Source organism: Pirellulales bacterium (genome assembly GCA_035546535.1).
Taxonomy (GTDB): Bacteria; Planctomycetota; Planctomycetia; order Pirellulales; family JACPPG01; genus JACPPG01.
The window spans coordinates 1-7,528 of sequence record DASZWQ010000034.1; the positions used below are offsets into that span (position 1 = coordinate 1).

The window sequence follows — 7,528 nt, forward strand, 5'->3', positions numbered from 1 at the left end:
AAAGTTGAACGTCACAGTTCCGCTGTTCGGCACTGAGACCGATCGCACCCATAACAATCCCTTCGCGCTGGCCCTAAGCTCCGACGACAAACGGTTGTATGGCATTGGGTGGACGAGCGGGTTGTTGTTTGAGTACCTCCCGGATGACGGGCCGGAAGGAAGTATCCGATCCCTGGGCGTGGCGTTCGGCGATGACACGGTGCCGGGCGTGCGCAAGGATTTGTGCATCGCGATGGCAACCGGCAACGATGGCCGCATCTACTACGCGGGCTATGGTCAAAATCGAGGACGGCTCGCCTGCTACGATCCCAAGACGGGCCGACGAACTTATCTGGGGCGCATGGCGGACGGTAGCAGCGTCATCGGGTTGGTGGATGGCCGCGGTACGGCTGGCGGAATGTGCGCTCTGAAAGACGGCACGCTGGTGGTTGCAGACTTCGATCAGAAGCAGACGTGGTACAATTGCTTTCATCCAAAGGACGTGAACTAGAACGTCCTTCGAGCGCGCAATCCGTCGACGTTCTCCAGAGGCTCGGCGTGAGGCGGAAGGGCGCCCAGAATACGAATAAAAAAAGCCCTTCGACGTACTCGCCAAAGGCGTCGAAATCACCTTCCAAAAGCCCAAGGCATCGTCACAGACCGGCCAGCTTCGGATCGATCGCAGCGGGGCTGTTCGACCTCGATCGGGCCGACGCCCGAGAGGACGGTCCGCTTGGGCAAGCGGCCGTTGCGGACCACCTGGCGGCGGCCGGCTTCATCACGCAGCTCGCGATGCGCTTCGATCCACTGGGCGACTTCGACGTCGATTGCTTGCGTCAGCATCCGCTGCGCTCCTTGCCGAAGAATGCCCGTCAGCACTTCCTGGAAACTCGTGGCTGGCACAGCCAAGGTCGAATCGTTAATCCCTCGTATGGTGTCGTACTCCCGGGGAATGTGGTCGTGAAGCAACCAAATTCAACCCCAAGTACGCCCCCCCTTTTCAACTCACCTCATCCACAACTTTTTGGTTAATGCTCCCATCAATGACGTCGGAGGCGCTACACAGCAAATAAACGCAAAAAACGCGCAAAGACCGTCAGCCATTCGATAAAAAAATTGGCACTGAAGCGGGCGACTCGTTCTGCCGAAGCCAGGGCATGGGCGCATCGACGCAATCGTCCGCTAAAAAAGGATCAGGCAAGGCACACACCGCGATTGAGGCGCGTAAATGCACATCTGGGGGGTGTCGACGACGTTTTACACAGGGCGTGCGAATTTGAAGGTCGCTAGGAGACATGTGCCCGTATGGCGGACGTGCAAACGGTGATTGCCAGCCTGTTGCAGGCGCTGATGCTTGTGCCCTAGATTCGTGTTAGCATGGGTCTGGCTTTGAAGAGAGGCGCACCGCTTTAGATCAATGCTGAATGTCAACTTCGTCCGTTAGTCAGTGGATCGCGTCCCTCAGGGATGGCAACTTCGAGATCGTCGGAAGAATATGGGAACGCTACTGCAACGACTTGGTTGCGGCGGCAAAGGGGTATCTCGCGCGCTTTCCCAATCGAACCGACGATGAGCATGACATCGCCCAGAACGTGATCATGAGTATCTATCGCGGCGCGATGGCGGGCCGGTTGAATGCCATCAAGAACCGCGACGAGCTCTGGTGGCTGCTGCTGCGACTGACGAATCACAAATGCCTCGACATGGTCCGACGCGAGATGGCGCAAAAACGGGGGGGCGGACGGGTGCGGACCGAGTCGGCGCTCCCATCTGTCGACGATACGTCCCCGCGTGCCATATTGGACCAACTGATCAGTGATGCACCATCTCCCGAATTTCTGGCGATGATGCAGGAGCAGAGCCGTCGGCTGATGGATAGCCTGAGAAACGATCAATTACGGAGCGTCGCGGTGGCAAGGATCGAAGGCTACACGATCGGCGAAATCGCTGCGAAGCATTCTTTGACTGAAAGAACCATCGAGCGAAAATTACAGCTAATTCGCAACGCTTGGACCAAGGAGCTCAGCCGTGCGAGACGAGAGTCGGATAATATCTGACAGTGACCGTATATCGCTCGATGATCAAATCGATCTGGTCTGTGACGAGTTCGAGCAACTTCTGCGTGCTGGCCAATCGCCAGACATCAGCACGCATGTCAATGCCGCCAGCCTGACCGAGCGCGGCCGGCTTTTTCTCGAGTTGTTGTTGGTTGACCGCGATTTCCGCAGCGACCAGGGGAGCTGCCCCACCTGGGACGAATACCGGCAGCGCTATCCCGAATTTGCACCCCAGATCGAAGAAGCGAGGCTGAAATCACGATCGACCGTCGAGGACGAGACGCAGCATCAGCCCTCGCCCGAAGGGCAGCAACGTCTCGGCCAATTCGTGCTTCTCGAACGACTCGGCGCGGGGGCGGTTGGCGAGGTCTGGAAGGCGCGAGACGCCGCCCTGCAGCGTGACGTGGCGATAAAAATCCCGCTCGACCGGAATTTGTCCGAATACGATCTGAATCGCTTCCTGCGCGAGGCCCGCACCGCTGGCCAGCTCAATGATCCGGGCATCGTGGCCGTGTATGAAACCGGACGGCATGGCGATATCGTGTACATTGTTTCTGCCTTTATTCCGGGACAGGACCTGCGGCTACGATTGCGACATTGGACGCCCACGCCGCGCGAGGCAGCTGATATCTGCCGCCGGATCGCAGAATCGCTGCAGCATGCCCATGACAACGGCATCGTGCATCGAGACCTGAAACCGAGCAACATCATCGTCGACAATGCGGCTCGCCCGCACATCACCGATTTCGGCCTGGCCAAATGGCGCGAGGACACGTTGGCCATGACCGTCGAAGGGGACGTCATGGGTACACCTGCCTACATGTCCCCCGAGCAGGCCCGCGGGCACGCGGCCAACGCCGACCATCGGACCGACATCTATTCCCTGGGCATGATTCTGTACGAGATGCTCACCGGGCGGTGCGCGTTCAGTGGAAAGCCTGAAGCAATCACGTACAAAGTCTTGAACGAGGAGCCGATCAGTCCCGACTTGATGCGGCGCGGATTGCCGCGCGATCTGGTTACCGTCTGCCTGAAGGCGCTGGCGAAATCCCCCGAGGGGCGCTATCGCTCGGCGCAAGAAATGGCGGTTGATTTGCGCCGTTTTCTCGACGGCGAGCCGATCCTAGCCCGGCGGGTTGGCCGGGTCGAAAAAAGCTGGCGCTGGGTTCGGAAGCGCCCGGCCGTGGTCGTAGCGTTTGGGCTGGCACTGATTGCGGGCGGCGCGTCGTTGGTCGCGCAGCACACAGCGGCCGAAAACCGGTCATTGCTCGGCCTGCAGACCGTTCGCCTGGCGACTGATCCTCCGGCCGAGGACATCGTGTTCGTGCCGTATGACAAATTCACTGGCGAAGCGGCCCCCAGCCGTGCCACCCGCCTGCACGGCAAAGGAACGGTCAAGTTGGATCTGATTCCCGGAGAGTACCTGGTCGTAGCCCGGACCGCCGATGGCCGCTTTCATGAAGTGGTCCGCTATGTCCCACGCGTCGGAGACGTCACGCTGGGCCACTACCTCCATAGCCAGTGGCAGCAATTGAACGACGGCACAATCGAATTGCCGACGATCAACATTCCACCGCATTCCGTCACCAGCGGCATGGCGCTGGTCGATGCGGCGTCGCACACCACCAAGAACGCTCCAGCGCCCGGGCTCGCGGTGCCGGCATTCTACATGGATACGCATGAGTTCACTGAGCAGCAGTGGGAGGATTCCCGCGACGGATGCCCGGCGCTGGCCCCGTATACGGACGCTCGTTCTGCGGGACGCGGGCCGGCGTTTGCCATGACCAGTGACCTCGATAACGCGATGTACAGCGCGGAGCTAGTCGGTAAGCGGCTTCCCTTGCTGGAGGAGTACGAGGCGGCACTGGAATTGATCCCCCCTCGGGGGCGAATGTTATCCGCCGATGCGAGCAAGCTAGACGTGATCGGGCCCGTCGCCTCTGATACCTCAGATGCGACTGCCACGATGCCGCCCATCGTCGGACTGCTGAGCAACGTCGCGGAATGGACGACTTCTAGGTTGCCGCAAAGCCGTCCCATCGAGTTCGGCACGATCGGTGTACCCGACGATTACCGAATACTGTTCCCCAGTGCTCGGCGCGAGTTCCCGGGCGAACGGACCGACGAACCGGAAACTCGCGCAGTGGCACGAAGGTTCACGGTCGATACAAGGCTGGGATTCCGCTGTGTGCGCAGCGCCGCGCCGCGGTATTTAGATGCAGAAAAATAGTAGAGCCACGACGGTCGAGGTCGCCGCGGCTCTACGTCAATGAAACCGACAGGCGATCACTTCGCCGCGGTTGGCTCGGGTGTCGGCTGCGGAGGTGCAAGCAGTACCATGACGTGAATTACGTTTGTGCCGATGGCACAGGTACAGTCATAAACAAAATACGGTCGCTGCGAACCACATGCCCGGCTGGACGTCGCGGTCACGGTTTTAGACGTCGCGGGGATCGTTCCGGCCACTTCCTCGGCGACATACACGAATCGATCGGGGCCCGTCGGCACCCCACTCTTCGCTCCATCGGTGTCAACAGCCAGCAAGAATACTTTTGCGGTGTGTGCATTGCCCGCGGTGTCCGCCATCTTGACGAACTCAATGTCGTCGTCGACGATCGCCCGAGCGAAGCTGCTCGCTTGGCCATCTGGCAGTTGAATGTCGTCGCCTGGACGCAGAGGTTGGTGCATTCCAGGAAATGGTCCTGCCGCCTGCCCATCTGCTGTGGCGACGCTGCCATCCCTGGATTGGCAAGAGGGGCACGTTTCCGGCCAGTCGCTAATACTGCCATACCAGTAGGTCACTTGTGGCTGGTCGGTGCAGGCTGTCGGATAGTAATCCGCGTAGTACAAATATACGCCTCCACCATACGCGTATAGCGGCCATAGAACGCACGTCTGCGCCGACCATGAACCGTTATCAGCCGCCGAAACCGGGATTATAAATAAACACAGCACTGCACACACGGACCTCACCGTTGCTCGCTTCATCGCTTCTCTCTCCTTGAAAAAAGACTGGGCCATTCACCGTAGCCCCCCCACGTGGAAGGCCACTGTTGTCAAGCGGATGATCTAAAGCGAGGGGGATTCTACAGCGTGCCCCGCGATAAGCAAGCAAATTTTACACAGCGAGCTAATGGGCGCTTCAGCACAAAAGCGCGCAATCCAAAGCGCCGAAGGTCGTCGCACTCCCCCCATTGCTGACTAAATGCGAGTGGCGAACAAAGACGTCCGACTCATCGCGCCACATTACGGCACGCCGCCATCATCGCGCGTTGCCAGTCGCTTGAGCAAAACGATATCCATATTCGTCGATAGCAGCCGTACCGACCCGTCGAGGATCAACCCTTGCACGCCGCCGGAATGCGAGGAAAGTAACGGGTTGTTGGCGCCGTGATCATCGTGAATACCGGGCTGAGTGTAGTCGCGCATGTTCGGCGCGTACTGAATCGTGGTGATGTTCCAGCTTGGCGATGCCAGGCCGGCGCTATACTGCGGCGGCGTTCCACCGACGGTGGTGCCAGTCAGCCATCCGTTCGGGAATCCGCCATCGACGCGATGTATGTTTCCCGTGGCATCGATGGCATAGTCGGAGCATTCGCCGACGATCAGGCAATTCGATCGTCCATCGACGATTTGCCCGCCGCGCACGTTGGCGTTGGGGATTAGCATACCGCCAGCGGAAACTTGCCCATTCAACACCGGCAGACAACAGGTCGAGACGCGCGTCTCGGAGAACTGCGCGTCCCCCGCGGCGCCGGCGATGCCCACATACGAGGGCATAAGCACCATGACCGATCCGACGGGATAGAGCGGGTCGAGCAGGCTCGTCGGACAGGTCAGGTTGGGAATGAGAACCCGGTTGACGGCAACCGCGTTGCCCGGATGCATCAGCGGCCAGCCGTTGTATGGCCCTGATTGATCGAGCGACTGATAGAGCGCTCCCTGTTCCAGGTACGGCAGGACCGCAACCCACCACGACATGCCGAAGGTCGCGGTGCCGCTGATTTGGCTGCGCGCCCCGACCGGAAACACCGCGTGGGCGCCCTCGTAGTTGAGCAGGGCCAGGCCGATTTGCTTCAGGTTGTTCGCGCACGACATACGCCGTGCCGCTTCGCGGGCCGCCTGGATCGCCGGTAACAACAGCGCGACGAGCACGCCGATAATGGCGATCGTGCACAGCAGCTCGACCAGGGTAAATCCTGGCCTGTGGCGCTCCGAGACGGCCCGACCCGTCATGTCAGCAGTTCCTGCGCTTGAGGGCTCTGCATCGCGCGCACGCCCACACCATAACGGGGCACAGGGCCAAAATGAACGTCGAAGGCTCCGGAGCCGTTATGCGGACATTCGACAAAACATCGACGCTGCCATTATCCAGGTGACTGAATATAGATTGACCGGCCATTCCAATCAGAGGCGGCCACGGCGGCAGCGTGGTATCGTTCCACAAGCTGTTCGGGCCAGAAAAGTTCAGGCTCATCACCCCGACACTCTCCGGAATGCCATTTACTACCAACGGCTGAGTTAAGGCGGGGCTAAGGTTGTTACTTCTGAAGAGCACCGTGAGCACGTCCGCCGTGCCACCACCTGGTTGCGCAACATTGTTCGCGACTTGGACGATGTAATCATCGGCGTGCACCGAGGCAGCACCAGCGCCCGCGCCGAAGTTAACAATCAGTCCGTCGGCAAAGTGCTGCTCATAGCCGGCGGCACCTGAGATCGTGTGAGTTTGCAGGCTAGTCGGGTCGTATAGGAATGAACCGCTTATGGCTGTCTGTGCTGAAATCGTTGCACCGTAAGGGGCAGCAGCGGCGAAAAGGACGCTGCCAGTGAACTGGATGTCGATCGCTCCTGCCGATACGAGGGCAGGTGCAGGGGCAAGGATGGTAGCAGTGAATAGCGTCAATATTCTCATAATCTTCCACAATTGCTTGATCAATGGATGGTGTCGAGAAGGCGGTGCTTTGTGTGTACCTCCGTGCCAACTGGCTGCAGTGCCGCTCACGGGAATGCGCAGAAGCAGAGCCGGCTCCACATCCACGCTTCAGGTGGCGCGTTGGGGCAACGGAGGGAAAAGAACCGATGCAACTCTCCCTCGAAAAACGCCCAATCGCTTCCGCGAAGATGGAAGCAACTTTGTCTGCCGGGCGCTTTAGAGCATTAGCATTTTGGGGTTGCCGGTAAGTCGACGTAGCGTTGATCTTAGTTCGTGAGCGAACGGTGTCAACGAATTCGTTGGGCAGGCGGGGGAGAGGCACGTCGCCATGGCAAAGGAATTTGTCCGCATCCGGGGGGTAGTTGGCGATGTGTTGTGCCCTCGCGGTGTTCTATGTCAAGTGATTATTCACATCGCTGAAGCGGAGCAGGCGCTGACCCGCTACTTCGAGTTCTACTGCCAGCGGCGAATCCACCAGGCCCTGGGTTACCGCACACCGGCCGAGGTGTACGGCAGGACCGAAGCGCGAAAAGTTCGGCGCTCAAATCCCTGCTGAGGC

Annotated in this window: 7 protein-coding genes and 1 pseudogene; 4 read left to right on the forward strand and 4 right to left on the reverse strand. The window is 59.6% G+C overall.

The features are described from left to right. Positions 1-490, forward strand: a 490-nt coding sequence (locus VHD36_04355) for a hypothetical protein (protein ID HVU86527.1), incomplete at its 5' end; no start/stop codon positions are given. Between the two features lie 116 nt (positions 491-606). Here VHD36_04355 and VHD36_04360 read toward each other — a convergent pair. Then, positions 607-888, reverse strand: a complete 282-nt coding sequence (locus VHD36_04360; GenBank protein HVU86528.1) for a hypothetical protein — start codon at positions 886-888, stop codon at positions 607-609. Positions 889-1,403: 515 nt separating this feature from the next. Between VHD36_04360 and VHD36_04365 the strand changes: the two genes are divergently transcribed. Both VHD36_04365 and VHD36_04370 read left to right on the forward strand, forming a co-directional pair. After that, complete coding sequence (locus VHD36_04365; protein ID HVU86529.1) at positions 1,404-2,036, forward strand: ECF-type sigma factor; 633 nt, start codon at positions 1,404-1,406, stop codon at positions 2,034-2,036. Next, positions 2,008-4,266: a bifunctional serine/threonine-protein kinase/formylglycine-generating enzyme family protein gene (locus tag VHD36_04370; protein ID HVU86530.1), complete on the forward strand. Its 2,259-nt coding sequence runs from the start codon at positions 2,008-2,010 to the stop codon at positions 4,264-4,266. The genes VHD36_04365 and VHD36_04370 overlap by 29 nt, the downstream gene beginning before the upstream one ends. Before the next feature lie 56 nt (positions 4,267-4,322). On the opposite strand, the gene VHD36_04375 is transcribed toward VHD36_04370, so the two are convergent. From VHD36_04375 to VHD36_04385, 3 genes are all read right to left on the reverse strand, one after another. Then, on the reverse strand, positions 4,323-4,886 hold the full coding sequence (locus tag VHD36_04375) for a hypothetical protein (protein HVU86531.1): 564 nt from the start codon (positions 4,884-4,886) through the stop codon (positions 4,323-4,325). Positions 4,887-5,282: 396 nt separating this feature from the next. Then, entirely contained in the window at positions 5,283-6,272 is a 990-nt protein-coding gene (locus VHD36_04380) for a DUF1559 domain-containing protein (GenBank protein HVU86532.1), read from the reverse strand. Between the two features lies 1 nt (position 6,273). Then, entirely contained in the window at positions 6,274-6,972 is a 699-nt protein-coding gene (locus tag VHD36_04385; GenBank protein ID HVU86533.1) for a hypothetical protein, read from the reverse strand. A 411-nt stretch (positions 6,973-7,383) separates the two neighbouring features. On the opposite strand from VHD36_04385, the pseudogene VHD36_04390 reads away from it, so the two are divergent. Continuing rightward, positions 7,384-7,480 (forward strand): annotated as a pseudogene (locus VHD36_04390) (integrase core domain-containing protein). The last annotated feature ends 48 nt before the right edge of the window (positions 7,481-7,528 follow it).

Bases quoted from the DNA above. Each gene is read 5' to 3' on its own strand.
- VHD36_04380 (HVU86532.1), bottom strand. From the start codon at position 6,272: ATGACGGGTCGGGCCGTCTCGGAGCGCCACAGGCCAGGATTTACCCTG.
- VHD36_04365 (HVU86529.1), top strand. From the start codon at position 1,404: ATGTCAACTTCGTCCGTTAGTCAGTGGATCGCGTCCCTCAGGGATGGC.